General features: G+C 71.1%; 22 protein-coding genes. 6 read left to right on the forward strand and 16 right to left on the reverse strand.

The window, feature by feature from the left end:
* Positions 1–53 precede the first annotated feature (53 nt).
* From cmk to mtnA, 10 genes are all read right to left on the reverse strand, one after another.
* The gene (cmk, locus tag C516_RS0111745) at positions 54–737 is read right to left on the reverse strand and encodes a (d)CMP kinase (protein WP_018718589.1); all 684 of its coding nucleotides are present in this window, start codon (positions 735–737) and stop codon (positions 54–56) included.
* Positions 734–2,077: a 3-phosphoshikimate 1-carboxyvinyltransferase gene (gene aroA, locus C516_RS0111750; RefSeq protein ID WP_018718590.1), complete on the reverse strand. Its 1,344-nt coding sequence runs from the start codon at positions 2,075–2,077 to the stop codon at positions 734–736. The genes cmk and aroA overlap by 4 nt, the downstream gene beginning before the upstream one ends.
* Positions 2,078–2,090: 13 nt before the next feature.
* Positions 2,091–2,966 (reverse strand): prephenate dehydrogenase, encoded by an 876-nt coding sequence (locus tag C516_RS0111755; RefSeq protein WP_018718591.1) that lies wholly within the window; start codon positions 2,964–2,966, stop codon positions 2,091–2,093.
* Entirely contained in the window at positions 2,963–4,105 is a 1,143-nt protein-coding gene (gene hisC / locus C516_RS0111760; RefSeq protein ID WP_018718592.1) for a histidinol-phosphate transaminase, read from the reverse strand. Before hisC ends, C516_RS0111755 begins: the two co-directional genes overlap by 4 nt.
* A 35-nt stretch (positions 4,106–4,140) precedes the next feature.
* Positions 4,141–5,229, reverse strand: a complete 1,089-nt coding sequence (gene pheA / locus C516_RS0111765) for a prephenate dehydratase (protein ID WP_018718593.1) — start codon at positions 5,227–5,229, stop codon at positions 4,141–4,143.
* A 9-nt stretch (positions 5,230–5,238) separates the two neighbouring features.
* Positions 5,239–6,408: a phosphoglycerate dehydrogenase gene (locus C516_RS0111770; protein WP_018718594.1), complete on the reverse strand. Its 1,170-nt coding sequence runs from the start codon at positions 6,406–6,408 to the stop codon at positions 5,239–5,241.
* A 39-nt stretch (positions 6,409–6,447) separates the two neighbouring features.
* The gene (gene serC, locus C516_RS0111775; RefSeq protein ID WP_018718595.1) at positions 6,448–7,530 is read right to left on the reverse strand and encodes a 3-phosphoserine/phosphohydroxythreonine transaminase; all 1,083 of its coding nucleotides are present in this window, start codon (positions 7,528–7,530) and stop codon (positions 6,448–6,450) included.
* 47 nt (positions 7,531–7,577) lie between these two features.
* Positions 7,578–10,130, reverse strand: coding sequence for a DNA gyrase subunit A (gene gyrA, locus C516_RS0111780; RefSeq protein WP_018718596.1), 2,553 nt, complete (start codon positions 10,128–10,130; stop codon positions 7,578–7,580).
* Between the two features lie 123 nt (positions 10,131–10,253).
* On the reverse strand, positions 10,254–10,811 hold the full coding sequence (locus C516_RS0111785) for a peptidylprolyl isomerase (RefSeq protein ID WP_018718597.1): 558 nt from the start codon (positions 10,809–10,811) through the stop codon (positions 10,254–10,256).
* Between the two features lie 35 nt (positions 10,812–10,846).
* A complete protein-coding gene (gene mtnA / locus C516_RS0111790; protein WP_018718598.1) occupies positions 10,847–11,863 on the reverse strand; it encodes an S-methyl-5-thioribose-1-phosphate isomerase in 1,017 nt (338 codons plus the stop codon).
* Positions 11,864–12,062: 199 nt separating this feature from the next.
* Here mtnA and C516_RS0111795 point away from each other — a divergent pair, with 199 nt between their 5' ends.
* Genes C516_RS0111795 through C516_RS0111805 form a run of 3 tightly spaced genes read left to right on the forward strand, consistent with a single transcriptional unit; the run spans position 12,063 to position 14,800 of the window.
* On the forward strand, positions 12,063–13,385 hold the full coding sequence (locus C516_RS0111795) for a TRZ/ATZ family hydrolase (protein WP_018718599.1): 1,323 nt from the start codon (positions 12,063–12,065) through the stop codon (positions 13,383–13,385).
* Positions 13,386–13,398: 13 nt separating this feature from the next.
* Complete coding sequence (ubiG, locus tag C516_RS0111800) at positions 13,399–14,130, forward strand: bifunctional 2-polyprenyl-6-hydroxyphenol methylase/3-demethylubiquinol 3-O-methyltransferase UbiG (RefSeq protein WP_018718600.1); 732 nt, start codon at positions 13,399–13,401, stop codon at positions 14,128–14,130.
* Between the two features lie 4 nt (positions 14,131–14,134).
* Positions 14,135–14,800 carry an HAD-IA family hydrolase gene (locus tag C516_RS0111805; RefSeq protein WP_018718601.1) on the forward strand — a complete coding sequence of 222 codons (666 nt, stop codon included), beginning with the start codon at positions 14,135–14,137 and terminating at the stop codon, positions 14,798–14,800.
* A 107-nt stretch (positions 14,801–14,907) separates the two neighbouring features.
* On the opposite strand, the gene C516_RS0111810 is transcribed toward C516_RS0111805, so the two are convergent.
* Entirely contained in the window at positions 14,908–16,983 is a 2,076-nt protein-coding gene (locus C516_RS0111810; RefSeq protein WP_018718602.1) for an IgaA/UmoB family intracellular growth attenuator, read from the reverse strand.
* 527 nt (positions 16,984–17,510) lie between these two features.
* Between C516_RS0111810 and C516_RS0111815 the strand changes: the two genes are divergently transcribed.
* The 3 genes from C516_RS0111815 to C516_RS0111825 all read left to right on the forward strand — a co-directional run bounded on the left by C516_RS0111815 (position 17,511) and on the right by C516_RS0111825 (position 19,778).
* Positions 17,511–18,386, forward strand: a complete 876-nt coding sequence (locus C516_RS0111815; RefSeq protein WP_018718603.1) for a squalene/phytoene synthase family protein — start codon at positions 17,511–17,513, stop codon at positions 18,384–18,386.
* Entirely contained in the window at positions 18,383–19,165 is a 783-nt protein-coding gene (locus C516_RS0111820) for an SDR family NAD(P)-dependent oxidoreductase (protein ID WP_018718604.1), read from the forward strand. The genes C516_RS0111815 and C516_RS0111820 overlap by 4 nt, the downstream gene beginning before the upstream one ends.
* 154 nt (positions 19,166–19,319) lie before the next feature.
* On the forward strand, positions 19,320–19,778 hold the full coding sequence (locus tag C516_RS0111825) for a hypothetical protein (protein WP_018718605.1): 459 nt from the start codon (positions 19,320–19,322) through the stop codon (positions 19,776–19,778).
* Between the two features lie 10 nt (positions 19,779–19,788).
* Here the strand turns inward: C516_RS0111825 and C516_RS0111830 are convergent, their stop codons facing one another.
* Genes C516_RS0111830 through C516_RS0111850 form a run of 5 tightly spaced genes read right to left on the reverse strand, consistent with a single transcriptional unit; the run spans position 19,789 to position 23,903 of the window.
* Positions 19,789–20,442, reverse strand: a complete 654-nt coding sequence (locus tag C516_RS0111830; protein WP_026321138.1) for an endonuclease III domain-containing protein — start codon at positions 20,440–20,442, stop codon at positions 19,789–19,791.
* A 1-nt stretch (position 20,443) separates the two neighbouring features.
* Entirely contained in the window at positions 20,444–21,271 is an 828-nt protein-coding gene (rluB, locus tag C516_RS0111835) for a 23S rRNA pseudouridine(2605) synthase RluB (protein WP_018718607.1), read from the reverse strand.
* On the reverse strand, positions 21,268–21,858 hold the full coding sequence (gene scpB / locus C516_RS0111840) for an SMC-Scp complex subunit ScpB (protein ID WP_018718608.1): 591 nt from the start codon (positions 21,856–21,858) through the stop codon (positions 21,268–21,270). The genes rluB and scpB overlap by 4 nt, the downstream gene beginning before the upstream one ends.
* A complete protein-coding gene (locus tag C516_RS0111845) occupies positions 21,851–22,693 on the reverse strand; it encodes a segregation and condensation protein A (RefSeq protein WP_018718609.1) in 843 nt (280 codons plus the stop codon). Before C516_RS0111845 ends, scpB begins: the two co-directional genes overlap by 8 nt.
* A 16-nt stretch (positions 22,694–22,709) precedes the next feature.
* A complete protein-coding gene (locus tag C516_RS0111850) occupies positions 22,710–23,903 on the reverse strand; it encodes a tryptophan--tRNA ligase (RefSeq protein WP_018718610.1) in 1,194 nt (397 codons plus the stop codon).
* Positions 23,904–23,914 lie beyond the last annotated feature (11 nt).

Here is a 23,914-nt window from a genome sequence, read left to right on the forward strand (position 1 = left end):
ACCGGTTTACGGGGGTCGCTCCCACTTTCTTGTCGAGTCTCCAGGGGTCGGGTTCAGCGGCGCTGCTGCCAGCGACGCACCTGGCTCATCACCGCCTCGGCGGCCTGATCGACGTCGAGCTCGGTCGTATCGAGCACAACGGCATCTTCTGCCGGGGCGAGAGGGGCCACCGTGCGGGACGCGTCGCGCCGGTCACGCGCGGCGATCTCCTCTACAAGACCGCGAAGACTAGCACCAAGCCCTTGGTCTATCAACTGTTTATAGCGTCTGCGGGCGCGCTCGTCCACCGACGCGGTGAGGAAGACCTTCACCACGGCATCCGGGAAGACCACCGTCCCCATATCGCGGCCGTCCGCGACCAGCCCCGGGGGCTGGCGGAAGTCGCGCTGGCGCTGCAGCAACGCCTCGCGCACGGCCGGCAGTGCCGCGATCCGCGAGGCCGTATCGCCGCAGTCCTCGGTGCGGATGGCGGCGGTCACGTCCTCGCCGTCAACGAACACGCTGGAGTCGGTCTCGCCGCTGGCGAAACGGATATGGATGCGCCGGGCGAGATCCACCACGGCGGCCTCGTCGGCGGGATCGACACCATCGCGGACCACCGCGTGGGCGAGCACACGGTAGATCGCGCCGCTATCGAGCAGGTGCCAGCCCAGGCTGTGCGCGAGGCGGCGGGCGATGGTCCCCTTGCCGGAGCCGCCGGGGCCATCCAGGGCGATAACGGGCACGGACTCGCTCATGTTGCCTCCGGCGTATGCCACTGCTCGGCCAGCATCAGACCAACGGCGCGCGCCTCAGCGGCAAAGGTGGGGTAGGAGGTGGCCACGTTGGCGCAGTCGTCGATCACCACCGCATCCCGGGCCATCAGGGAGGCGACCGCGAACGACATGGCAACACGGTGGTCACCGTGGGCATGCACCCGGCCGCCGGTGAGGCCGCGGCCGCCGCGCACGATCATGCCGTCCGGCGTGGCGGTGACGTCGGCCCCCAGGGCGGCGAGCCCCTCGGCCATCACCGCGATGCGATCGCTCTCCTTCACCCGCAGCTCCTCCGCCCCGGTGACGCGGGTCTCGCCGCTCGCCGCCGCGGCGGCGACGAACAGCACCGGGAACTCGTCGATCGCAAGCGGCACCAGGCGCGCCGGCACGTCGATGCCGTGCAGCGGCGCATGGCGCACGCGCAGGTCCGCCACCGGCTCACCGCCGACCACGTCCTCGCGCACGGCGGTGATGTCCGCACCCATCAGGCGCAGGATCTCGATCACGCCGGTGCGGGTCGGGTTCATGCCGACGTGCTCCAGGATCAGATCGGAGCCCGGGGTGATGCTCGCCGCCACCAGGAAGAACGCCGCGGAGGACACGTCCGCCGGCACGCTCACCGGCGTCGCCGTCAGCCGGCCGCCCCCGGCGAGGGTCACGGTGCCCGCCTCGCGCCGCACCGGATAGCCGAAGCCGGCGAGCATGCGCTCGGTGTGGTCCCGGCAGGGCGCGGGCTCGCTGATGCGGGTCTCGCCCTCGGCGTAGAGGCCGGCGAGGAGCAGCGCGGACTTGATCTGGGCGCTGGCGACGGGCAGCGCATAATCGATGCCGTGCAGCCGGCGGCCACCGCGCACGGTGAGCGGCGCGGTGCCGCCCTCCGCGGTCTCGATCAGCGCGCCCATCTCCGCGAGGGGCGCGGTCACCCGGCGCATGGGCCGGCGAGTGAGCGAGGCGTCGCCGGTGAGCGTGGTATCGAAGGCCTGACCGGCGAGCAGCCCGCAGAGCAGCCGCATGGCCGTGCCCGAGTTGCCCATGTCCAGCGCCGCCGCCGGCGCGCCCAGGCCGTGGAGCCCTGCCCCGGCGAGCCGCAGGGCGCCGCTGTCCGGACCCTCCGCGGCCACGCCCATGGCGCGGAAGGCGGCCAGGGTGGCGAGCACGTCCTCGCCCTCGAGGAGGCCGTCGATGACGGTCTCGCCCTCGGCGAGGGCCCCGAACATCACCGCCCGGTGGGAGATGGACTTGTCGCCCGGGACCCGCAGGCGGCCGCGCAGCCGCTCGCCGCCGGAGGCGGTGAAGGTCAGTCGTGATTGAGCGTGTGTCATGCCCTGCCCGGCCCTAGCGTTCGAACACGTGGAGGAAGTCGTCCCGCGTGGCCTTCGCCCGTGAGAACACCGCCTCGAGGCTGTCACCGTCGCCGGCGCGCACCCACTCGGTGAGCGCATCCAGGTCCTCGCGGTAGCGCAGCAGCGTCTCCAGTACCGCCTCCCGGTTGGCCAGGCAGATGTCGCGCCACATCACCGGATCGCTGGAGGCGATGCGGGTGAAGTCCCGGAAACCGCCGGCGGCGTACTCGAAGACCTCGTGGCTGGCGTCCCAGCGGCTCAGGGTGTCCACCAGCCCGTAGGCCAGCAGGTGCGGCAGGTGGGAGGTCGCCGCGAGCATGCGGTCGTGATGGGCGACGGCCATCTCGCTGACCTCCGCGCCGGCGCTGGTCCACATGCCGCGCACGCGCGACAGCGCCGCGGGGTCGGTGTCCGGCCCCGGCGTGAGGATGACCCGGCGGCCGCGAAACAGCTCGGGGAACCCGGCCTCCACACCGGAGCGCTCGGTGCCCGCCACCGGATGGCCGGGCACGAACCAGGGCGGCACGGCACCGAACACCGCGCGCGCGTCCTCGACCACGCTGCCCTTGGCGCTGCCCACGTCGGTGACCACGCAGTCCGCCGGCAGGGCGTCGGCAACGGCCTCGAACACGCCGCGCACCGCGCCCAGCGGGACGCCGATCACGACCATGTCGGCATCCGCCACGCCCCGCGCGGGATCCGTGGTGCCCCGGTCGGCAACGCCCAGCGCCACCGCGCGGTCGACGCCCTCACGGCGCCGGCCCACGGCGACGACCTCATCCACGGCGCCGGCCTCGCGCAGCGCCCGCGCCAGCGAGCCGCCGATCAGCCCCATACCGATGACGGTAAGCTGGCCGATGCGGATCATGCGCGCTCCCCGGACAGCGCCTCGCCCAAGGCCTCGACGAAGCGGGCGTTCTCCCCGGCGGTGCCCACGGTCACGCGCAGGAACCGCGGCAGCCCGTAGCCGCCGATCGGCCGCACGATCACGCCGCGGCGCAGCAGCGCCTCGTTGACAGCACCCGCGTCGTCGCCCACCTCCACGGCGAGGAAGTTGCCCGCGCTGGGCAGCACCGTGAGGCCCAGGCCCTCGAGGCGAGCGCGCAGCCACTCGCGCTGCTCGCTGTTGAGCGCGACCGAGCGGTCCACGTGGTCCGTGTCGGTGAGCGCGGCCTCCGCCGCCGCCTGGGCCACGGAGTTCAGATTGAAGGGGTGGCGCGCACGGTTGAGCAGATCGGCGATCTCGGGACTGGACAGGGCATAGCCCGCACGCAGGCCGGCGAGACCGTGGATCTTGGAGAAGGTCCGTGTAATCACCAGGTTCGGATAAGTCTCCAGCCAGCGGCGGCCGTCCACGTAGCCGGTACAGTCACGGGCGTAATCGACGTACGCCTCGTCGAGCACCACCACCACCTCGCGGGGCACACGCGCGATCAGCGACTCCAGGGTGTCGCCGTCCAGCCAGGTACCCGTCGGGTTGTTGGGGTTGGCGATGAACAGCACCCGTGTCTGTCCGCCGATACCGGCGAGCAGCGCCGCCGGGTCGTGACCGTAGGGCTGGGGATGGTCGGCGGCGTTGGCCGCCGCCACCACCGCCTCGGCGCCGACGGTGCGCGTGGCGATGGCGTACACCGCAAAGGCGTGCTGCGAGAACACCGCCTCGCGCCCCGGGCCGAGGAAGGCGCGGGCCAGCAGGTCGAGGACGTCGTTGGAGCCGTTACCGAAGGTGATGCACTCCGGGGCGACGTCGTGATGACGCGCCACCGCGTGGCGCAGGGCATGGGCGCTGCCCTCCGGATAGCGGTGCACACCGGTGACGGCGTCCCGCGCCGCGGCCACCGCGGCCTCGCCCGGGCCGAGGGGATTCTCGTTGGAGGCGAGCTTGACGATGTCGCTCACCCCGTACTCGCGGGCGAGCTCGGCCTCGGGTTTGCCCGGCTGGTAGGGCTGGAGGTCCCGCACGCCGGGCACCGCCAGATCGCAGAAGGGGATCGCGTCGCTGCTCATCGCTCTCGCCTGTGTGCTATGTCTGCCGCCGCCGCTCAGTCGCCGGCACGCGGGTAGGAGCCGAGCACCTTGATCAGGCTCGCCAGCTGCTCCATCTCGCCGAGGGCACGCTTGAGCGTCGGATCCTCGGCGTGGCCGAGGACGTCGATGAAGAACACGTATTCCCACACCCCCTGGCGCGAGGGCCGCGACTCGATCCGGCTCATGTTGAGCCCGTAGCGCGCGAGCGGCGCCAGCAGTCCGGCGAGGCCGCCCGGCTGGTTGGGGCGCGAGACCACGACGGAGGTCTTGTCCTCGCCGGTGGCGGGCGGGGTCGTGTTGCCGAGGATCAGGAAGCGGGTGGTATTCACCGCGCCGTCCTGGATGTTGGGGAAGAGGACCTCGAGCTCGTAGCGCTCGGCGGCGGCATCGGAGGCCACCGCCGCGGCCCCCGGCGCCGACGCCGCCAGGCGCGCCGCCTCGGCGGTGCTCGATACCGGGATGCGCTCGGCCTGGGGCAGGTGTAAATCCAGCCAGGCGCGGCACTGGGCCAGCCCCTGCTGGTGGGAGTACACCCGCTGGATCGCCGCGAGGTCCTCCACGCGGCTGACCAGGTTGTGACGCACCGGCAGCTCCACCTCGCCGACGATCTTCAGGTGCGAGGTCAGGAAGCGGTCGAGGGTATGGGAAACCACGCCCTCGGTGGAGTTCTCCACCGGCACCACGCCGTAGTCGGCGTTGCCGGCCTCCACCTCGCGGAAGACCGCGTCGATCCCCTCCTGGGACATGGCCCTCATGCCATGGCCGAAGTGCTTGAGCGCGGCCTCCTGGGTGTAGGTCCCCTCCGGACCGAGGTAGGCGACGGACAGCGGCTGCTGCAGGGCCAGGCACGACGACATCAGCTCGCGGAAGAGCCTGAGCACGTCGCCGTCCGGCAGCGGCCCCGGGTTGGCCGCCCGCAGGCGCTTGAGCACCGAGACCTCGCGCGAGGGGCGGTAGAAATCCCCGGGCTCGCCGCTCTCGCGCTTGATCCGTGCGACCTCGCCCGCCGCCTCGGCACGGGCGTTGATCAGCCGCAGGATCTCGTCATCGATGCTGTCGATGCGCTCGCGCACCTGCTGCAGCCGGTCCGTCTCGTCGCTCATGGCCCGCTCCTACTCGATGACCCGCACCGCGAGCACGCCCTCGATGCCGCGGATGCGCTCGACCAGCTCGCCGGGGATGCTGCCCTCGACATCCACCACGGTGTAGGCGAGGTCGTTGCGGGACTTGTTGTACATGTCCGCAATGTTGAGCCCCGCGTCCGCGAGCGCGGTGGAGATCTGACCGAGCATGTTCGGGACGTTGTTGTTGGCCACCGTCAGCCGGTCGCCCGCCCCGTTGCGCGGCAGCATCATCTCCGGGAAGTTCACCGAGTTCACCACGTTACCGGTCTCCAGGTAGTCCCGGAGCTGGTCGGCGGCCATGATCGCGCAGTTGTCCTGCGCCTCGTTGGTGGACGCACCGATGTGCGGCAGGGTGACCGCCCGGTCATGGTCCTTGAGGGCGTTGCTCGGGAAGTCGCAGATGTAGGCGCCCAGGCGCCCGGCATCCAGGGCCTCCACCACCGCCGGCTCCTCGACGATGCCGGAGCGCGCGAAGTTGAGCAGCACGGCGCCCTCGCGCACCTGGGCGAGACGGTCGGCATTGACCAGCCCGCGGGTGGCGTCGATCTCGGGCACGTGCAGGGTGATCGCGTCGGACTCGGCGAACACCTCGTCGACGCTGTGCGCCCGGCGCACGTCCGCCTCCAGCTTCCACGCGCTGTGGATGGTGATCTGCGGGTCGTAACCGATGACCTTCATGCCCAGCGCGCGGGCCGCGTTGGCCACCTGCACGCCGATGGCACCTAGGCCGATCACGCCGAGGGTGCGGCCCGGCAGCTCGAAGCCGACGAACTGCTTCTTGCCGGACTCGGCCTGACGGTTGATCTCGGCATCGTCGCCTTCCAGGCCGCGGGCGAAGGCCCACGCCGGGCAGATGTTGCGGGCGGCGAGCAGCAGCCCGGCGACCACCAGCTCCTTGACCGCGTTGGCGTTGGCACCGGGGGTATTGAACACCGGGATACCGCGATGGCTGAGCTCGTCCACCGGCACGTTGTTCACGCCGGCACCGGCACGCGCCACGGCCTTCACCGTCTCCGGCAGGGCCATGCCGTGCATCTTGTGCGAGCGCAGCAGAATGCCGTCCGGGTGCTGGATCTCCGAGGACGCCTCGTAGCGCTCCCGCGGCAGTCGGTCGAGCCCCTTAACGGAGATATTGTTGAGAGTGAGTATCTTGTACATCAGCGCTCCTGCTTTCTTCCGTTCGCCGTGCCGCCGGCCTCAGCCGTGGCGGCGCTCGAAGTCCTGCATGAACGACACGAGGGCGTCGACGCCCGCCTCGGGCATCGCGTTGTAGATGCTCGCCCGCATGCCGCCGACACTGCGATGGCCCTTGAGGGTGGCGAGCCCAGCCGCCTTCGCCTCGCTGAGGAAGGTGTCGTTGAGCGACTCGTCCGCCAGCACGAAGGGCACATTCATCCAGGACCGGCAGTCCGGGTCCACGGGATTGCGGTAGAAGCCGGAGGCGTCGATGGCGTCGTAGAGCTTGCCGGCCTTGCGCCGGTTGATCTCGGCCATGGCCTCGAGGCCACCCTGGCGCTTGAGCCACTTGAACACCAGCCCCGCCATGTACCAGGCGAAGGTCGGCGGCGTATTCGCCATGGAGTCGGACTCGGCCATCTTCTGGTAGTCGAGGATCGCCGGGGTCTCGGCCATCGCCGAACCGAGCAGGTCCTCGCGCACGATAACCACGGTCACGCCCGCCGGGCCGATGTTCTTCTGGGCGCCGGCGTAGATCATCCCGAATTTCGAGACGTCGATGGGCCGGGAAAGGAGCGTCGAGGACATGTCCGCGACCAGCGGGACCTCGCCGACATCCGGGACCCAGTGGAACTCCACGCCGCTGATGGTCTCGTTGGGCGTGTAGTGGAGGTAGGCGGCGTCGCTGGAGCGCTGCCAGCTCTCGAGCGCCGGGATGGACATGGGGTCGCCGTTGCCGCCCTCGGCGACGACATTGACCTCGCAGTACTTGCGCGCTTCGGCGATGGCCTTCTTCGACCAGTTGCCGGTATTCACGTAGTCGGCGGAGCCGCGCCCGCGCAGCAGGTTCATCGGCACCGCCGAGAACTGGCCGGAGGCACCGCCCTGGAGGAAGAGCACCCGGTAGTTGTCCGGGACCGCGAGCAGCTCGCGCAGGTCGGCCTCGGCCTCGGAGGCGATGGACACGAACTCCTTGCCGCGATGGCTCATCTCCATCACCGACATGCCGGAGCCCTGCCAGTCGACCAGTTCTTCCTGGGCCTGACGCAGGACCTCTTCGGGTAGCGCTCCGGGACCCGCGCTGAAGTTATACACGCGCGACATACAATCTCGCTCCTGACAGCTTGCGAAAACCGTTGGCGCGCCGGCGTCTACTCGGCGTCGGCGCCCTCCTCGTCGTCATCCAGCACCTCGATGCGCGCCACCCCGACCAGGTGCTCGCCCTCGCTCAGGCGGATGAGCATCACGCCCTGGGTGTTGCGCCCCAGCCGCGATACCTCGTCGACGCGGGTGCGCACCAGGGTGCCGGCATTGGTGATCATCATGATCTCGTCGCCGTCCACGACCTGGGCGGCACCGACCACGCCGCCGTTGCGCTCCGAGGTCTGGATCGATATCACGCCGCGGCCGCCACGACCGCGGATGGGGTAGTCGCTCACGGCGGTGCGCTTGCCGTAACCGTTCTCGGTGGCGGTGAGCACGTCACCGTCGCCCAGGATCAGCAGCTGGATCACCGCCTGCCCCGGGTCGAGGCGAATCCCGCGCACGCCGGTGGCGGTACGCCCCATCGGCCGCACGTCGGCCTCGCCGAAGCGGATGGCCTTGCCGGCGTCGGTCACCAGCATGACCTCGCGCTCGCCGTTGGTGACGCCAACGTTGACCAGGGCGTCGTCCTCGCCGAGGTTCAGCGCGATGATTCCGCTCGAGCGCAGCCGCGAGAAGTGCGACAGCGGCGTCTTCTTCACCGTACCATTGCGGGTCGCCATGAACACGAAATGCTCGTCGTCGAACTCGCGGATCGGCAGCACCGCGCTGATCCGCTCGTCGGACTCCAGCGGCAGGAGATTCACCACCGGCTTGCCGCGGGCGTTGCGGCTGCCGTGGGGCAGCTCGTAGACCCGCAGACGGTAGACCTTGCCGCGGCTGGAGAAGCACAGCAGGTGGTCGTGGGTGTTGGCGACGAACAGCTGGTCGATGAAGTCCTCGTCCTTCATGCGCGTCGCCGACTTGCCCTTGCCGCCGCGGCGCTGGGCCTGGTAGCTGTCCAGCGGCTGGCTCTTGGCGTAGCCGTTGTGCGAGAGCGTGACGACCACGTCCTCCGGCGGGATCAGGTCCTCGGTGGTGAGGTCGAGCTCGTCGTGGAGGATCTCGGTGCGGCGCTCGTCGCTGAAGCGCTCGCGCAGCGAGACCAGCTCCTCGCGGATCTCGCGCATGAGCCGGTCGCCGCTGGCGAGGATGTCGAGCAGGTCCTCGATGGTGGCGAGCAGCTCGCGGTACTCGTCCAGGATCTTGTCCTGCTCCAGCCCGGTGAGGCGGTGCAGGCGCAGGTCCAGGATCGCCTGGGCCTGCTGCGCGGTGAGCCGGTAGACGCCGTCGCGCAGGCCGAACTCCTCGGCGAGCCCCTCGGGCCGGGACGCCTCGGCGCCGGCGCGCTCGAGCATGCCGGTGACCATGCCCGGAGCCCACTCCCGCGAGGCCAGCGCCTCGCGCGCCTCCGCCGGCCCCGGCGAGGCCTTGATCAGGGCGATGACCTCGTCGATGTTGGCCAGCGCCACCGCCAGGCCCTCGAGGACGTGGGCGCGCTCGCGCGCCTTGCGCAGCTCATAGACGGTGCGCCGCGTGACCACCTCGCGGCGGTGGCGCAGGAAGGCGTCGAGGACGTCGCGCAGGTTGTGCTGCTTGGGCTGGCCCTGGTGCAGCGCGACCATGTTGATGCCGAACACGGTCTGCAGCTGGGTATGCTGGTAGAGGTTGTTGAGCACGACCTCGGGCACCTCGCCGCGACGCAGCTCGATGACCATGCGGATGCCCTGCTTGTCCGACTCGTCGCGCAGCTCGGTGATGCCCTCGATGCGCTTTTCCTTGACGAGCTCGGCGATCTTCTCGAGTAGCCGCGCCTTGTTCACCTGGTAGGGCAGCTCGCTGACCACGATCCGCGGCTTGCCGGCGCCGTCCTCCTCGAAGGCGCAGCGCGCGCGCATGACCATGCGCCCGCGGCCGGTGCGATAGGCCTCGCGGATACCCGCGGTACCGTTGATGATGCCACCGGTGGGCAGGTCCGGGCCGGGGATGAAACCGATGAGATCGTCGACGGTGAGCGAGTCGTCGTCGATGAGCGCCACGCAGGCATCCACCACCTCGCCGAGATTGTGCGGCGGGACGTTGGTGGCCATGCCCACGGCGATGCCGGAGCCGCCGTTGACCAGGAAGTTCGGGACCTTCGTCGGCAGCACGGTGGGCTCGGACTCGGAGCCGTCGTAGTTGTCGACGAAGTCAACGGTCTCCTTGTCGATGTCCGCGAGCAGCTCGTGGGCGATGCGGCTCATGCGTACCTCGGTGTAGCGCATCGCCGCGGCGTTGTCGCCGTCGATGGAGCCGAAGTTGCCCTGCCCGTCGACGAGCAGGTAGCGCATGGAGAAGTCCTGGGCCATGCGCACGATGGTGTCGTAGACCGCCGAGTCGCCGTGGGGGTGGTACTTACCGATGACGTCACCGACCACGCGCGCGGACTTCTTGTAGGGCTTGTTCCAGTCGTTGCCGAGCTCTCGCATGGCATAGAGGACGCGCCGGTGCACCGGCTTGAGGCCGTCGCGCACATCCGGCAGGGCACGTCCGACGATCACGCTCATGGCGTAATCGAGGTACGACTGCCGCATCTCGTCCTCGAGGTTGACCGGCAGGATCTCCTTGGCGACGCTCGACATCGGGTGGTCTCACTCGGCTTTGGGCGATGCTCGGAACCCGCGCGGGCGCGAGTGCGCCGGCGGGCGTGTCATAAAACACGTCATGTTATCACAACGACGGCCCCGGGACGGCCGCCGCCCGGCTCAGCCGTCGACGCGTTCGGCGCTCTCGATCACCAGCGTCTGCCGGGGCACGTCGCTCATGCCGCTGGCCCGCCCGGTGGGCACCCCCGCCATCTCGTCGACCACGTCCATGCCGTCCACGACCCGGGCGAACACCGCGTAGCCGAAGTCGCGCTCGCCGTGGTCGAGGAAGGCGTTGTCGGCGAGGTTGATGAAGAACTGCGAGGTCGCGCTGTCCACCGCCTGGGTGCGCGCCATCGACAGCGTGCCGCGCTCGTTGTCGAGCCCGTTGTCCGCCTCGTTCTCGATGGGCTCGCGGGTCGACTTGCGCTGCATGTCCTCGGTGAACCCGCCGCCCTGGATCACGAAGCCGGGGATGACCCGGTGGAAGATGGTGCCGTCGTAGAAACCGGCATCCACGTAGGCGAGGAAGTTCTCCACGGTCACCGGCGCCCGCTCGGCATAGAGCGCGATCCGGATGTCGCCCCGGTTGGTGTGGAAGACCACCTCGGGCTGCGGGGCGGCGGACGCCGTGCCGACCATGCCGGCCAGCGCGAGGGTGAGCAGTGCGTTCTTCATCGTTTCTCCTTGGCTCGGTAGTTCAGGGGCCGCGCTCACTCCTGCGCGAGGGCGGCCAGTCCGTGGGTGTCCGGGCGCTCGACCACGCCGCGCTCGGTGACGAGCACGTCCACCAGCGACGCCGGGGTGACGTCGAACACCGGATTCCAGGCGCCGGCGCCCGGGGCGGCGATGCGCTGGCCGGCGACGGACAGCACCTCCTCCGCATCGCGGTACTCGATGGGGATGTCGGCACCGCTGGCGGTGGCATAGTCCAGGGTGGAGAACGGCGCGACCACCATGAAACCGACCCCCAGCGCCCGCGCGGCGAGCGCCAGCGGGTAGGTGCCGATCTTGTTGGCGACATCGCCGTTGGCGCTGACACGGTCCGCGCCGACGATCACCCAGTCGACCACGCCGGTACGCATCAGCGACGCCGCCGCGGCATCGGCGATCACCTCCACCGGGATGCCGTCGGCGAGCAGCTCCCAGGCGGTGAGCCGCGCCCCCTGCAGCCACGGCCGGGTCTCGTCGGCGAACACCCGGCGGATGCGGCCGGCGGCCCAGCCGGTGCGGATCACCCCCAGAGCGGTGCCGAAGCCCGCCGTCGCCAGCGAGCCCGTGTTGCAGTGGGTGAGCACGCCGCAGTCGCGGCCCAGCCGCTCGGCCCCGAGCTCGCCCATGCGACGGTTCGCGGCCACGTCGGCGTCGTGCAGCGCCTGCGCCTCGGCGAGCAGCGCCGCCGCGTCGGCGCCGCCGGCGGCGGCCTCGCGCATGCGCGCCAGCGCCCAGGCCAGGTTCACCGCCGTCGGCCGGGAGGCGGCGAGCGCCGATAGCCCGGCGTCAAAGTCGTCGTCCCTTGCCGCCATGGCGGCACCGTAGGCGGCGGCGATGCCGATCGCCGGCGCCCCGCGGACCACCATGTCACGGATGGCCGCGGCCACCCCGCGGGCATCGTGGCAGCGGCGATAGGCGATGCGCTCGGGCAGCACGCGCTGGTCCAGCAGCATCAGCGATCCGTCCGCCGCGTCCCAGGCGACGGCGCGGACCCGGTCGTGTTCGGCGATACTCAACAACACCCTCCGGCAGTCGACCCCCGCGCCACACGTGCGGGGCGCGTCAGTATGCCACACCGGCGGGAAGGGAGCCGGCGGGTGAGCGCGCCCCTCCACCGGGCCTGCGGATTCACCGAAATGTAGCGGGAGCCGTGACGCGCTTAGTAGCATTCCCCCACCAACCCGCCGCACCCGCCACCCGTGCAGGAGGACAGGCATGCAGACAGTCGATCAGGTCATTCACGCCGGCTGGGTGATCCCGGTGGAGCCATCGGGACAGTGCCTGCCGGCGCACAGCGTCGTCATCGACGGCGGGCGGATCGAGGCGGTGCTGCCCACCGACGAGGCCGGCGGCCGCTACGAGCCCCGGGTCGTCCATGACCGCCGCGATCACGCCGTGCTCCCCGGCTTCGTCAACGCCCACACCCACGCGGGCATGAATCTGCTGCGCGGGCTCGCCGACGACCTCCCGCTGATGACCTGGCTCAACGAGCACATCTGGCCGGCGGAGGCCGCCCACGCCGGTCCGGAGTTCGTCCAGGACGGCACCCGGCTCGCAGTGGCGGAGATGCTGCGCGGCGGCACCACCTGCTTCAACGACATGTACTTCTTCCCCGACGTCACCGCCCGCACCGCACGCCAGGCCGGTATCCGTGCCGTGGTGGGGATGATCTTCATCGACTTCCCCACCGCCTGGGCCTCCGGGCCGGACGAGTACATCGACAAGGGACTCGCCGTACACGATGCCTGGCGCGACGACGCCCTGATCACCACGACCTTCGCACCGCACGCGCCCTACACGGTGAGCGAGCCCAACCTCGAGAGGCTGCGTACCATCGCCGACGAGCTCGCCCTGCCGGTGCATATCCACCTCCACGAGACCGCCGACGAGATCCAGCAGAGCCTGGCCGCCACCGGCGAGCGCCCGATCCGGCGCCTCGACCGACTCGGCCTGCTGGGCCCCGGACTGATCGCCGTGCACATGACACAGCTCGACGACGCCGAGATCGCCCGCATCGCCGAGACCGGCGTACAGGTCGTGCACTGCCCGGAATCCAACCTCAAGCTGGCCAGCGGCCTCGCCCCGGTGGCCGCGCTGGGCGCCGCCGGCGTGAACGTCGCGCTGGGCACCGACGGTGCCGCGAGCAACAACGACCTGGACATGCTCGGCGAGCTCCGCACCGCGGCCATGCTCGCCAAGGGCGTGGCCAGGGACCCGGCGGCCCTGCCCGCTGCCCGGGCTCTGGAAGCGGCCACCCTGGGGGGCGCCCGCGCCCTGGGCCTGGGCGATCGCGTCGGCAGCCTGACCCCCGGCAAGGAGGCCGACGTGATCGCCGTGCGCATGGACGGCATCGAGAGCGCACCGCTCTTCCACCCGATCTCCCAGCTCGTCTACGCCAGCGGCCGCGACCAGGTCAGCGACACCTGGGTCGCCGGACGGCACCTGTTCAACGACGGCGTACTCACGACCCTGGACCAGGAGGAGATCGTACGCCGGGCCCACGGCTGGCGTGATAAGATCGCCGGAAAGCCGTCCTGAGCGCGGAGCCGTCATGTCGCCACTCAGCGAAAACGCCGACCCCGGGGAACTGGCCAAGTTCAACCGCAGCGCCGCCTACTGGTGGGACCCGGAGGGCGAGTTCCGCCCCCTCCACGAGATGAACCCGCTGCGCCTGGACTTCATCGAGGAGGCCACCGGCTCGCTAGCCGGGCGCCGCGTCCTCGACGTCGGCTGCGGCGGCGGACTGCTGGCCGAGGGCATGGCCCGGCGCGGCGCCCGCGTGACCGGCGTCGACCTCGGCGACGAGGGCCTGTCCGTGGCGCGGCTGCACGCCGGCGAGAGCGGCCTGGAGATCGACTACCGCCACGCCTCGGCGGAGACCATGGCGGCCGAGGCCCCCGCCACCTTCGATGTCGTCACCTGCCTGGAGATGATCGAGCACGTCCCCGACCCGGCGGCCGTGGTCGCCGCGTGTGCACGCGCCGCCGCACCCGGGGGGACGGTGGTCTTCTCCACGGTCAGCCGCACGCCCAAGGCCTGGCTGCTCGCGGTCGTGGGCGCCGAGTACGTCGCCGGCCTGCTGCCCCGCGGGACCCACGACTACACCCAGTTCGTGCGCCCCTCCGAGCTCGCGGCCTGGGCGCGCGACGCCGGCCTGTCACTCACCCGGCTCACGGGCATCCACTACAACCCGGTGACCCGGCGATGCCGCCGCTGCCGCGACGTGAGCGTCAACTACATCGCCGCCTTCCGGGCGGACGGGGAGCAAGGGGGGCGGGACTGACGAGATGGCACCGCTGGCCCGCGCCGTCCTCCTCGACCTGGACGGCACCCTGCTCGACACCGCCCCGGACCTCATCGGCAGCCTCAACGACCTGCGCGCCGAGCAGCACCTCGCCCCCCTGCCCGCCGGCCAGCTCGCCACCGTCGTCTCCCACGGCAGCGGCCCGCTGGTGCGGCGGGGCTTCGATATCGATCCGTCCGACACCCGCTTCGCCGGACTGCGCGAGCGCTTCCTGGCCATCTACCGCGAGCGCGTTCACCGCGAGACCCGCGCCTTCGCCGGCATGGACGAGCTGCTGGCGATCCTGGAGGCCCGGCACGTCCCCTGGGGCATTGTCACCAACAAGCCCGGCTGGCTCACCCGGCCCCTGGTGGCCGCGCTCGGCTACGGCGAGCGCAGCGGCTGCCTGATCACCGGCGACGACCTCGCCCTGCGCAAGCCCAACCCCTACCCCGTGCTGCAGGCCTGCGACGCGCTCGATCTGCCCCCGGAGGCGTGCGTGGTCGTGGGCGACGCCCAGCGCGACGTCGAGTCCGGGCAGCGCGCCGGCGCGATCACCCTGGTGGCCCTGTTCGGCTACGTCCACGCCGAGGACCGCGTCACCCACTGGGGGGCGGACGGCCTCATCGGCCACCCCCTGGACATCCTCAACTGGCTCGGGCCGGCCTGACGGAAGCACCGGCGCCACCGCCAGGGTGACGCCTGCGCGGCGGACCACTCGCCAGCCCGAGACCGTTTCCGACCCTGGTGGGCGGGCCTCGCAGCGAATTCGCAAACCTAGCGCAGGTGCTCGGCGGCCCAGCGCCCGACCTTCTGTTCACGTGCCTTGCTCCGGCGATACCCCTGCCGCGCCAGGTAACCCTGGCTCGCCGCCACGACGAACAGCAGGATCACCATGAATGGCGGCACGACGCCACGCACGAACGACGGCGCGTCCTCCTCGGGGATGAGCGCCAGACTGAGCGTGTCCCCCTCCAGGCCGACATGCTCGACGACCCCCTGGACACGGAACTCGCGATTGACGGTGTCGCCCAGGAGCTCCGTCAGGGCAAGGCCCCGCCGTTCGAGGAACGCCTCCCGTGCGCCGCCCCCCGCCAGCTCGAAGCGGCCCTTCAGCTGCGTACGGACCTGCCCGGAGCGGGACCGGTTCCAGGCCTGGAACGGTTCTTGGACCTCTTTGACGTAGGCGGGCAGGAGAACCTTGAGGAGAAGTCTGGAGAACCAGACGGCGTCTTGCCGGGAGAGCAGCGCCGCATCGTCAGCCGCCAGCAGCGGCGACGACTCGTCGATGCGCTTGAACACGCGCTCCGCCCGGTAGCACCCGTCGGAGACGTAGTATTCGTCGCACAGCGCCTTCACATCGGCCTTCAGCTGACCCAGCCCGCTGAGAAGGCGGCGGTCGTACCGGCGCATGAGCGCACGCTGGTACCGCGGCAGGTCCACGTCCTCGGCGGGACTGCCGGTATAGAGCCTGAATATCGCCTCCTGCAGACGCTGGAGCTCGGGCGAAACCGTCACCTCGGGCAGCGCCCGCGCCGGCGCCCCCCACACCAGGCGCGAGCAGTCGAGCATCGAGGTCACCGCCGAACTCGGGCTGCTCAGCCGGCAGCCCGCCTGCCCGGAGATCGCCACAGTGTCCCCCGGCCACAGCGTCACGTCGCGCAGCGCCTGCGGCCCGTCGGCATCGATCTCCTCCGGACCGCTCAGCAGATTCCAGGCCATGGGAAGGGAAACGCTCAGCGGCGAGGAAAGCACCCAGGCCAGGATCAGCAGCAGGGCGGCACCGATGGCGAGAACGGCATGGCGAATCCAGTGGTGGATGGGGAAACGCCGCCGCTGTTCATACAGTGACAGCGAGCCGTGCTGGAGCACGTGCCGTTCCGCGTCGACCTCGACCTCCGCCGCCGTCATCGGTAGGCGCTCCCACAGCGGCGGCAACCACGAACCCGGGTAGGTCAGGTCGAGATACTCCATGCGGGGAACGGCAACACTGATGTTCGTCTCCTGGACGGTCTGCCGCGTCATCACCCGCTCGAGCGGCCCCCTCAGGCGCTTCACGTCTACCGCCTTGCCACCGATGGGCCACATCGGCGCGGCGAGATAGCGCCAGACGCCAAGCAGGGCCACGAGGAGCGAGGCCGCACAGCCCCAGGCCAGATCGAAACAGGCGAAACCGAGCACCCCCAGCAGCCCCAGCAGACACACAAGCGCGCCCGCGCTGCCGCGCGTCTCGGCGTCCAGTCTCAGCCGGGCCTCCTCACGGGTTTCACGACGCTGCCCGAGCAGGGTCACCGCGCTCTCTTCGGCACCGTCCCCCCCGCCCTGCGAGGCCGCCGCCGAAGCGCTTGCGCCCGTGGTTGCCGCCCCGGAGGAGGAAGGATCGGCGGAGAAATCCCCGGACGCCACGCGGGCCTCGGCGCGCTCGCTGCGCCGGTCGAGTGCCACCGCGTCGGCCAGGGTCCGGCCGTTGAGCTGCACCACCAGCGCCGTCCGCTTGGCCAGGACGACCTCCGCCTCGTTGTAATTCGCAAGGACGTTGCGCAGCCGCTGATGCAGCTCGACCTCGACGCCGTCGATGAGGTCGTGATACTGCCCCTGACCGGCATTGTTGCCCGTGATGCCGTGGCGTGCGTACAGGCCGTTGAGCTGACGAACCTCGCCGCCGTACTTGCGCCCGCTGTAGACCTCGCCGAGCGCCGCACGCTCTTCCTCGCTCAGCCCGCGGGAGGGGGCACTGTCCTGAAGCACACGGAATCGGCGCTTCGACGCCCGTCGCCGGCCTTGGTAACTGATCACGCTGACAATCGAGACAATCAGCACGACCCCGAACAAAAGGATCTGTAACCCTTCCATGAGACATCCTGCATCATCGAACGGGGGGACCGTCCACGAACCTGCAAACGGACGAGGCACCGGGGCCCGGCCCGGGAGGTCGACGAACGATAACCGGGCCATAAACCGACGCCCCGCCCTGTTCACGACGGCACGCAAAACACGAAGACAGGCTGCATCTCCTCCTTTGAGAACCATCGTCGCGGGTAGAAACGACGCTGCCGGAGAGGAACGCGCGCCAAGCGCGAAACTCTATCTTTCCCGATGCCCCCCCGCAACGGCGCCCGCCCGCGATGCACACGTCCCCGTCGCACGTCCGCCATCGCCTGACAATCGCCCGTGCTCGCCGCTGCCCGCGGCGACCGCCATACTGCAAGACACGCCTCCCGGCACGGGCCTCCGGGTTTCCCGGTGCCGCCGGCCGCCCCCGGGAGGGCACTCAAAAGCACTGGACCGGGAGGAGTCGGGACGCAGCGACACCCGTGCCTCGCTACGTGGCCGCCTGGCCCGGTATACTCCCCGGCCACCACGCCGCAGCCCTTGGACCCATGCAGCCCCAGCAGTACTGCCGCGACAAGGCCGCCCCGCCGGGCTCCAGCCTCCACTACGCGCTGCTGTTCGCCGACGACGCGGACAGCCGCGAGGCGCTGCTCGCGGTCAACGCCGTGCACGCCGAGCTCACCGCCATCCCCCGCGAGGTCTCCGACCCCGGGGTCGCTGCGGCGAAGCTCGCGTGGTGGCGCGAGGAGGTGGGACGCGCCCTCGACGGCGGCGCCCAGCATCCGGCCGCCCAGGCACTGGCCGCGGCGAATGCGCGCCGGGCCCTGCCGCGGGACGATCTGGAGGCGCTGCTCGACGGGGTCGCCATGGATCTGGAGTACGGCGGCTACCCGAGCTTCCGCGAGCTCAGTGTTTACTGCCACCGCCTCGGCGGCGGGTCGGTACGGCTCGCGGTCGCCGGGTGCGGCGCTGCACCGGACACCGCCGCGACCCTCGCCCACGACCTGGGCATGGCCCTGCCCCTGCTCCGGGGCCTGCGCCGGCTGCGCCCGGAGCTGGAGGCGGGACGGCTGCACCTCCCGGAGGACGAGCTGGCGCAGGCCGGTCTGGAGCGTGGGCAACTGCTGCGCGAGCCCGACAGCGAACCCGTGCGCGCCTTCCTCGACGGGCAGGCCGCCCGGATCATGGACTTTCTCGACAACGCCCTAGCCGCGGTCCCCGACGCGGAGCAGCGGCGCCTGCTGCCGCTGACCGTCCACGCGCGGCTGTACCGTACCCTGCTGGAGCGCCTGCGTGCCGAGGGCATGCCCGTGCTTCAGCAACGCCACCACCTCACGCCCGTGCGCAAGCTCTGGCACGCCTGGCGGCACGCCCGTCGGGCGCGGGCCGCACACCGGCGACACAGCAACGGAGACACACAATGACCGCCCTCCCCGTCCAGCCGCTGCCGATCCCCGACGGGCCCGCCGCACTGTCCGGCCACCGTGTGCTGATCACCGGCGCCGGCAACGGCCTCGGCCGCGCCATGGCCCTGGCCGCCGCGTCCGCCGGCGCCACGGTGGTGCTGCTCGAGCGCACGGTGAAGGCCGCTGAGGCGGTCTACGACGAGATCGTCGCCGCCGGTGGCCCGGAGCCCGCGATCTACCCCATGGAGCTCGCCGGCGTGGGCCCGGACGACCTGGCAGAGCTCGCCGAACGCCTGCGCGAGGGCCTCGGCGGCCTGGACGCGCTGGTCCTCAACGCCGCGGAGATCGGCCAGCCCGCCCCGCTGACCCAGTACGAGCCGCAGGTCTGGCTGCGCACCCTGCACGTCAACGTCAACGCGGCCTTCCTGCTCCTCGCCCACTGCGCACCGCTGCTGCTGGAGTCCGCCGCCGGCCGGGTGCTGTTCATCAGCGACGAGGCGGGCCGTGAGGGCGTGCCGTTCATGGGCGCCTACGGGGTCTCCAAGTGGGCGCTGGAAGGGCTCATGCACACCTATGCCGCGGAGCTGCCGGATGACACCCCGCTGCGCCTGGCAAGCGTGGACCCCGGGCCGGTGCGCACCCTGCTGCGGCGCACCGCCTTCTCCGCGGAGACCGAGGGCGCGACCCCGCTGCCGGAGGCGGTGGCCCCGGGCATCGTCGAGCTGCTGGATCCGGCCACCCCGCTGGAGCAGGCGGCGCGGTTCACCGCAATGAGCGCCGCCGACGAGGAGGAGTAACCCCCCGCGTTGGCTTGAAAAATATTGACACCCTTCACAGTCGGGGGACGGCGATCGGGCCTATGGTGGCCGGGATTACATTGGGGGCGGGGTTCGGCGTACCCACGTGAGCCCGCCCGGAACAATCCCAACCCACGGCAATGGACGCGACGACATGGACGCAGCACGCGCTGTCGAGAGGATTATTGGGTCCGGCTACCGCCTGGCCAGCATCCACACCACGGACGGAGACCGGCTCGTGGCGCTGTTCAAGCGCCTGACGCTGACCACGGGCCGCGCGGTCTACCACTGGCGCGCCGGCGCCGGACTCTACCGGCTGGGGATCGAGCATATCCTCATCCCCCGCACCCGCACCCCCTCGGAAGTCCTCTCCTACATCCGGGCGAGCCGCCACTTCGGGATCTACGTCCTGGAGGGCTTCGACGAGGCGCTCCGGCGCCAGTCCGTCGCCGACGACCTCACCGCCATTGCGGACGGCGCCGGCGACACCCAGCGGCTGGTCGTGTTCGTCGGTGAGGCCCCGCCGATGCCGGCATCGCTGGAGGGCCGCGTCGCCCGCGTCCGCCACAACGGCACCAGCGAGGCCCCGCGGACCGCCGGCACCCCGGGCTGACACCGACGCCTCACCCCTGCCCGGCCGCCACACCGCGCTTCCCGCACAGGTCCGTCACCGGGCACTCCGCGCAGCGCGGCCGCGGCCGGCAGTGCTCCTTGCCCAGCTCGACCAGATAGGCATGGTAATGCTGATACGCCTGCGGCGTGCCCGCCAGGGTCGTTTCCAGGCGCTCACGCAGCCCCTCGTAGGGCGGCTCGTCGTCGAGCCAGCCGTAGCGCCCGAGGATGCGATAGGTGTAGGCGTCCACCACGAAGACCGGACGGTAAAAGGCATAGAGGACGATGTCGTCCGCCGTCTCCCGGCCGACGCCGTGGATGTCCAGCAGATACGCCCGCAATGACGGCGTCTCCCTCGCCGCCAGCCCCTCGGCGCCGCCGGCGGCCCGCCAGGCGGCGCACAGGGCCTGAAGCCGCCGCGTCTTCACGTTGAAGTAGCCGGCCGGGCGTATCGCCTCCGCCAGGGTCTCGTGGGGGGCATCGCCCATGGCGGCCGGGTCCAGAAGCCCGGCCTCGGTCAGCCCGGCCATGGCCCTTTCGACGTTACGCCAGGCGGTGTTCTGGGTGAGCACCGCGCCCACCGCCACCTCGAAGGCATCGCGTGCGGGCCACCAGCCGAGATCGCCGTACGTGGCCTCCAGCCGCTCGAAAAGCCCGGCGAGCACGTCAGCGCCGTCCCTGGCGGCGCCCTCCGCCGCCACGCCCGGTACGGGGCCGGCGCCGCTCCGCGGTGTCGGCCACGGGCAGGCCGACGAGCTCGTAGAGTTGACGCACCTCGCCGGGCTTGAGCGTCGCGTGCTGTCCCTGGCGCAGCCGCGGCGGCAGCTCCACCGGTCCGAACTGCACGCGGATCAGGCGGCTGACCTGCAGCCCCTGGGACTCCCAGAGCCGGCGCACCTCGCGGCGACGCCCCTCGCGCAGGCGCACCCGGAACCACTCGTTGGCCGCCTCCTCCGGCGACAGCGGCTCCACGGACTCGAATCGCGCCGGGCCGTCCTCCAGGGTCACCCCCTCGGTGAGCCGGGCGATGACATCGTCGCCCACCCCGCCGAACACGCGGACCGCGTAGTCCCGGGGCAGGCGATAGCGCGGATGCATCAGGCGGTTGGCGAGCTCGCCGTCGGTGGTGAACAGCAGCAGCCCCGAGGTGTTCACGTCGAGGCGCCCCACCACCACCCACCGCCCCCGGCGCAGCTGCGGCAACCGCTTGAACACCGTCGGCCGGCCCTCGGGGTCGGAGCGAGTGGTCACCTCGCCGGCGGGCTTGTGGTAGATCAGCACCTGCCGCGGCGGCGGCTCCACCGCGGTGCGGCCCAGCGGCCGGCCGTCCACCGTGATCCGGGCGTGCGGGCTGACCCGGTCGCCCAGGGTCGCGGCACGGCCGTCCACGCGGACCCGGCCGTCGCGAATCAGCGCCTCCATCTGCCGGCGCGAACCCATGCCCGCGCGGGCGAGCACCTTCTGCAGTTTCTCGGTCCCGGCGGTGTCGGTCATGTCGTCTCCCCGTCGTCCCCGGCCTCCGGCAGCCGCAGGTCCAGCTCCGGGTGCTCGGCGTCCGGGTCGCGCAGCTCCATCAGCGTCGGCAACTCGTCCAGCCCCTTGAGGTTGAAGTAATCCAGAAAAGCCCGGGTCGTGCCGAACACCGCCGGCCGCCCCGGCATCTCGCGGTGCCCGAGGACGCGCACCCAGCCCCGGTCCTGGAGGGTGCGCATGATCGAGCTCGCCACGCTCACGCCGCGGATCTCCTCGATCTCGCCGCGCGAGATCGGCTGGCGGTAGGCGATGATGGCGAGGGTCTCCAGCAGCGCCCGGGAATAGCGCCCGGGGCGCTCCTCCCACAGCCGCGACACCCAGGGCGCCAGGTCCTCGCGCACCTGGATCCGGTAGCCGCTCGCCACCTCCGAGAGCTCGATGCCCCGGCCCTCGTAGTCCGCCGCCAGCCCCGTCAGGGCCTCGCGCACCGTCGCCGGTGCGGGCATCTCATGATCGGCGAACAGCCCCCGCAGACGCTCCACGGACAGCGGCTCGTTGGCGGCGAGCAGCGCGGCCTCGAGGATGTGGCGCAGCTCAGGCTCACTCATCGTCGTCGTCCTCCGGGGCATCGGCGGCCCCGCCACCGCCTCCGGCGCGCAGGTGGATGGGGGCGTACGGCTCGGCCTGCACGATCTCCACCAGCCCGGCCTTGAGCAGCTCCAGGATGGCGAGGAAGCTCACCACCACGCCGTCGCGCCCCTCCTCCGGGGTGAACAGCTGCGTGAACGGCGTGAACCGCTCCCGGGACAGCAGCGCCAGGGTGTCGGACATGCGCTGGCGCACCGACAGCGCCTCCTCGCGCACCTGGTGATGGGTGTACAGCCGCGCGCGCTCCAGCACCCCGGCAAAGGCGGAGAGGAGCTCGCGCAGCGACACCTCCGGGTCCGCCCGGGTGCGCCGCCGATCCGGCGCCCGGGCATGGGCCGGGAAGATGTCCCGGGCCACCCGCGGCAGGGCGTCGATGCCCTCCGCCGCCTGCTTGTAGCGCTCGTACTCCTGGAGCCGGCGCACCAGCTCGGCGCGGGGATCGGCCTCCTCGTCCTCCGCCGCCGGCGGCCGCGGCAGGAGCATCCGCGACTTGATCTCCGCGAGCATGGCGGCCATCACCAGGTACTCCGCGGCCAGTTCCAGGCGCATGTCGCGCATCAGCTCGATGTAGCGCATGTACTGCCGCGTGATCTCGGCGATGGGGATGTCCAGGACGTCCAGGTTCTGGCGCCGGATGAGATAGAGCAGCAGGTCCAGCGGCCCCTCGAACGCCTCGAGGAACACCTCCAGGGCATCCGGCGGGATGTAGAGGTCCCGGGGCAACTCGGTGACCGGCTCGCCCCGGACATGGGCCAGGACCTCCTCCGCCGTCGGCAGCGCCTCGGAATCGTTCACCGGCGCCCGTGCCCCGTCACCGGTAGTCCAGCCCCATGGCGCCGCGGACCTCCTTCATGGTCTCCCGCGCCACGCCCCGGGCCTCGGTGCAGCCCTCGGAGACGATGCTGCGCACCCGCTCCGGGTCCTGCTCCAGCTCCCGGGCGCGCTCGCGGATGGGGTCGAGTTCCGCCTGCACGGCGTCGATCACCCGCGACTTGCACTCCAGACAGCCGATGCCCGCCGAGCGGCATCCCTCCAGGACCCACTCCTGGGTACGCTCGTCGGAATAGAGCTTGTGGAAGTCCCAGACCGGGCACTTGGTCGGCTCCCCGGGATCGGAGCGCCGCACCCGCGCCGGATCGGTGGGCATGGTGCGCATCTTGCGGTCCACCTCGTCCGGCTCCTCGCGCAGCGAGATCGCGTTGCCGTAGGACTTGGACATCTTGCGCCCGTCCAGCCCGGGCATCCGCGGCGAAGGCGTCAGGAAGGCCTCCGGCTCCGGCAGGATGGTCCGCCCGCCGCCCTCGAGGTAGCCGAACAACCGCTCGCGATCGCCGAAGGTGATGTTCTGCTGCTCGCCGAGCAGCGCCCGGGCCTGCTCCAGGGCCTCGATATCGCCGTGCTCCTGGTAGCGCCGGCGCAGCTCGTTGTACTTCTTGGCGTTGCGCTTGCCCATCTTGCGCACCGCCGCCTCGGCCTTCTCCTCGAAGCCGGGTTCGCGGCCGAACATGTAGTTGAAGCGCCGCGCGAGCTCGCGGGTGAGCTCCACGTGGGAGACCTGGTCCTCGCCCACCGGCACCGCGGTGGCGCGGTAAATGAGGATATCCGCGCTCTGCAGCACCGGGTAGCCGAGGAAGCCGTAGGTCGCCAGGTCCTTTTCACGGAGGTTGGCGATCTGGTCCTTGTACGTCGGCACCCGTTCCAGCCAACCCAGCGGCGCGATCATCGACAGCAGCAGGTGCAGCTCGGCGTGTTCGATTACCCGCGACTGGATGAACACGTGGGCGAGCGACGGGTTCACACCGCAGGCGAGCCAGTCGATGACCATGTCCCAGACGTTCTCGGCGATGATCTCGCGCTCGTCGTAGGCCGTGGTCAGCGCATGCCAGTCGGCGATGAAGAAGAAGCACTCGTGCTCGTGCTGGAGCTGCACCCAGTTCTTGAGCACCCCGTGGTAGTGCCCCAGGTGAAGCCGACCGGTGGGGCGCATGCCCGAGAGCACCCGCATCCGCTGCGCGT

Origin of the sequence: Arhodomonas aquaeolei DSM 8974 (assembly GCF_000374645.1) — a bacterium.
Lineage (GTDB): Bacteria > Pseudomonadota > Gammaproteobacteria > Nitrococcales > Nitrococcaceae > Arhodomonas > Arhodomonas aquaeolei.

Bases quoted from the DNA above. Each gene is read 5' to 3' on its own strand.
- C516_RS0111805 (WP_018718601.1), top strand. From the start codon at position 14,135: ATGGCACCGCTGGCCCGCGCCGTCCTCCTCGACCTGGACGGCACCCTG.
- gyrA (WP_018718596.1), bottom strand. From the start codon at position 10,130: ATGTCGAGCGTCGCCAAGGAGATCCTGCCGGTCAACCTCGAGGACGAG.
- C516_RS0111785 (WP_018718597.1), bottom strand. From the start codon at position 10,811: ATGAAGAACGCACTGCTCACCCTCGCGCTGGCCGGCATGGTCGGCACG.
- hisC (WP_018718592.1), bottom strand. From the start codon at position 4,105: ATGAGCAGCGACGCGATCCCCTTCTGCGATCTGGCGGTGCCCGGCGTG.
- C516_RS0111810 (WP_018718602.1), bottom strand. From the start codon at position 16,983: ATGGAAGGGTTACAGATCCTTTTGTTCGGGGTCGTGCTGATTGTCTCG.
- C516_RS0111795 (WP_018718599.1), top strand. From the start codon at position 12,063: ATGCAGACAGTCGATCAGGTCATTCACGCCGGCTGGGTGATCCCGGTG.
- C516_RS0111770 (WP_018718594.1), bottom strand. From the start codon at position 6,408: ATGTACAAGATACTCACTCTCAACAATATCTCCGTTAAGGGGCTCGAC.
- C516_RS0111820 (WP_018718604.1), top strand. From the start codon at position 18,383: ATGACCGCCCTCCCCGTCCAGCCGCTGCCGATCCCCGACGGGCCCGCC.
- C516_RS0111755 (WP_018718591.1), bottom strand. From the start codon at position 2,966: ATGATCCGCATCGGCCAGCTTACCGTCATCGGTATGGGGCTGATCGGC.
- C516_RS0111850 (WP_018718610.1), bottom strand. From the start codon at position 23,903: ATGCGGGTGCTCTCGGGCATGCGCCCCACCGGTCGGCTTCACCTGGGG.
- C516_RS0111815 (WP_018718603.1), top strand. From the start codon at position 17,511: ATGCAGCCCCAGCAGTACTGCCGCGACAAGGCCGCCCCGCCGGGCTCC.
- cmk (WP_018718589.1), bottom strand. From the start codon at position 737: ATGAGCGAGTCCGTGCCCGTTATCGCCCTGGATGGCCCCGGCGGCTCC.
- scpB (WP_018718608.1), bottom strand. From the start codon at position 21,858: ATGAGTGAGCCTGAGCTGCGCCACATCCTCGAGGCCGCGCTGCTCGCC.
- serC (WP_018718595.1), bottom strand. From the start codon at position 7,530: ATGTCGCGCGTGTATAACTTCAGCGCGGGTCCCGGAGCGCTACCCGAA.
- aroA (WP_018718590.1), bottom strand. From the start codon at position 2,077: ATGACACACGCTCAATCACGACTGACCTTCACCGCCTCCGGCGGCGAG.
- C516_RS0111825 (WP_018718605.1), top strand. From the start codon at position 19,320: ATGGACGCAGCACGCGCTGTCGAGAGGATTATTGGGTCCGGCTACCGC.
- pheA (WP_018718593.1), bottom strand. From the start codon at position 5,229: ATGAGCGACGAGACGGACCGGCTGCAGCAGGTGCGCGAGCGCATCGAC.
- rluB (WP_018718607.1), bottom strand. From the start codon at position 21,271: ATGACCGACACCGCCGGGACCGAGAAACTGCAGAAGGTGCTCGCCCGC.
- ubiG (WP_018718600.1), top strand. From the start codon at position 13,399: ATGTCGCCACTCAGCGAAAACGCCGACCCCGGGGAACTGGCCAAGTTC.